This is a genomic window from Paracraurococcus ruber, assembly GCF_004353985.1.
GTDB lineage: Bacteria > Pseudomonadota > Alphaproteobacteria > Acetobacterales > Acetobacteraceae > Paracraurococcus > Paracraurococcus ruber.
Genome location: NZ_SMOA01000459.1, coordinates 1 through 2,867, shown reverse-complemented (window position 1 = coordinate 2,867; position 2,867 = coordinate 1). Strand labels below are relative to the sequence as shown.

General features: G+C 76.4%; 2 protein-coding genes. Both read left to right on the top strand.

Features of this window, described 5'->3' with window-relative positions; all coding sequences use genetic code 11:
• Positions 1 to 236: 236 nt before the first annotated feature.
• A complete protein-coding gene (locus tag E2C05_RS30705; protein WP_133223407.1) occupies positions 237 to 1,757 on the top strand; it encodes a M48 family metalloprotease in 1,521 nt (506 codons plus the stop codon).
• 10 nt (positions 1,758 to 1,767) lie between these two features.
• Positions 1,768 to 2,319 (top strand): LemA family protein, encoded by a 552-nt coding sequence (locus E2C05_RS30700; protein ID WP_133223406.1) that lies wholly within the window; start codon positions 1,768 to 1,770, stop codon positions 2,317 to 2,319.
• The last annotated feature ends 548 nt before the right edge of the window (positions 2,320 to 2,867 follow it).

Below are 2,867 nucleotides of genomic sequence, written 5' to 3'. Positions count from 1 at the left end.
CGCCGCGCCCGGGCGGATCGCGGCGCGGCGGGACCGCAGGGCGCCGCGCCGCGCGCCATCGACCGGGGCGCATCGCGGCGCGGCATGGATGCCGCGCCGCGTGACGCCGCCCCAGGCGCCATCGGCCGGACCGGCTTGCGCCTGCGTCGGAACACGGCGGCCGCGCCGGCATCGCGGCAGCGTCACGAATGCGGCACCGCACCGCGCGGCAGGGCCGGCGGGTGTAAGCCGGAACGATGCCCGGTCTTGCCGACGCCCTGCCCGACCGCACGACCTTCCATGCCGAGCAGGCGAGGCGGCGCTGGCATGGGCGGCTCTGGGCCCTGCTCTGCCTCGGCCTCGCCGCCGGGCTGGGCGCGGTGCTCAGCACCGTCACCGGGCCGCTGCTGCTGCTGCTGCTCGCGCTCGGGATGAAGGGGCTCGCCTGGCTCGGCCTGGCGCCCGCCACCATGCTCGGCGCGCTGCAGGCCCTGAACCTCTGGATCGACGGCAACCTGGCGCAGGTCTCGCGCGGGCTGGACCTGCTGGACAGGGCGGAGGGCCCGCTGGGCGTGCTGGCCGCGCTGCGCCCGATGCTGGGCGGCGCGTCGCTGCTGCTGCCCGGCATCGGGCTGGCCGTGCTGGTCTGGGCCGGGCTGGCCCGCTTCTACCGCCGCAGCGCCATCGCCTCCGCCGCCGCCGATCTCGGCGCCCGCCCGCCGCGGCCGGGCGATGCCGAGGAAACGCAGCTCGGCAACATCCTGGCCGAGCTGTCCCTGGCCGCCGGGCTGCCCGCGCCGCGCCTGCTGCTGCTGGATGCGCCGCAGCCCAATGCCGCGGTCTTCGGCGCGTCCCACCGGGACGCGGCGGTGATCGCCACGCGCGGCCTGCTGGACCGGCTGGACCGGCGGGAGACGCAGGGCGTCGTCGCGCATCTCGTCGCCGCCGCCGGCGATGGCGACCTGCGGCTGGCCGCCGCCATCCAGGCGGTGTTCGGCACGCTCGGCGTGCTGGTGCTGGTCTTCGACCTGCCCTTCCGCCGCGGCGCCTGGGCGGCGCTGCGGGACCTGCTGCTGGCCCTGGCCGGCGCGCTGCCGGCGGCGCGGGCGGAACGGCTGCGCGGCAACCTCGCCGGCAGCCTCAGCCCGGACTCCATGGACGCGATGATGCGGGTCATGAGCCTCGGCGAGCGCTGGCCGCCGCTGGGGGCGCTGCTGGTCCTGCCGCTGCTGCCCTGGATGCTGCTGACCCTGGTGCAGAAGCTGCTGGTGTCCTTCTGGATGCTCTTCGTCTTCGGCTGGCCGCTGGGCTGGCTGTGGCGGGCGCGGCGCTACCTGGCCGATGCCGCGGCGGTGCGGCTGCTGCGCGACCCGGAGGCGCTGGCGGCCGCCCTGCGGCGGATCGACGCCGACGGGATGCCGCCCGGCGGCGCGCTGCAGGAGCTGGGCTTCTTCCACGTCCCCACCCTGGCACGGGAGGAGGCGGGCTTCCGCAACCGCGCCAACATGGTCGCCGCGCTGACGCCGCGCATCGGCAAGCGGCTCTGGCGCCTGTCGGCCCTCGGCGCCGGGCCGGCGGCGGAAGCGGGGTGGCGGGCAACGCTGCGGCAGATGCGGCAGATCACCGGCTGGCGGCGCTGGCTGGTGCTGGCCCTGCTGGCCCTGCTGGTGCCGCTCTTCGCCGCGCTCGCCGGCCTCGTCACCCTGATGCTGCTGGGCGCGTCCTTCTTCTCCCTCCTCGGCGGGGTCGCGCTGGCGCGCCTCGTCCTCTCGCTCTGAAGGAAGCCGCATGAGCCTCTGGTGGATCCTCGGCGCCGTCCTCCTGCTGATCCTGCTGCTGGCCTGGCTCTACAACGGGCTGGTCACGGCGCGGAACCGCGTCCGCAATGCCTGGAGCCAGATCGACGTGCAGCTGCTGCGCCGCAGCGACCTGATCCCCGACCTGGTCGAGAGCGTGAAGGGTTACATGCAGCACGAGAGCGGCATCTTCGACCGCATCCTGGCGGCGCGGACGCAGGCCACCGCGGCCGGCGGCGACGTGCCGGCGCGCGCGGCGGCCGAGGCGGCGCTGGGCCGGCAGGTGCAGGGGCTGCTGGCCCTGGCCGAGGCGGTGCCGGAGCTGCGCGCGAGCGACAACATGCGGGCGCTGCAGGAGGAGCTGGCGACGACGGAGAACCGCATCGCCTTCGCCCGGCAATTCTTCAACGACGCCGTGCTGGACTACAACAACCGCATCCAGACCCTGCCGGGCACCCTGCTGGCGGGGCCCTTCGGCTTCGCGGCGGAGACATTCTTCGAGGCGCCGGCGGAGGCGCGGGCCAGGCCGGAGGTGCGGTTCTGATCCCGGCGGGCAGGCGTCCTGACCCCGGCCTGCCGGGATCGCGCACAGGCTAGGCGTGGCGGCGGCGCGCCAGGCCCAATGACGATGCCGGTCGGCCTTTGTGCTGACCCGCATGAGCCGCCGCCGGCGACGCGGCACCGCCGGGACGCGCCCCCTCCCCGGGCCTGCCATCCGGTCGCCCCGCTCCGCCCGGCGAGGTGCGGCGCCCGGGGAGGCCCCGCGGGACCATGCCGCGTCCTGCCCGGGCGCCGTCGCGCCGCGACGGCCTTCCCTGGAGCAGATCCCGATCAGGTGGGCTCATCTGATCGGGTGAAGCTGCTCGCGGCTTCGGATGACGAGAGCGGTTGCCGTGAGCCATTGGCGACCGGAAACCGCCCTAACGGGCGCCGAGCAGCGCCAGCACCGCCGCCACGCCGGCCAGCGCCAGCAGCAGGTGGTTGCGGGCGACGCGGGCGACCGGCTGGTCCTGCCTCGCGGTGACGCCCGGCGCCTCCGGCTGCCGAGCCCCGGCCCGTGGCGCGGCGGGCGGGCGCCGCTCCCCCGGGCCC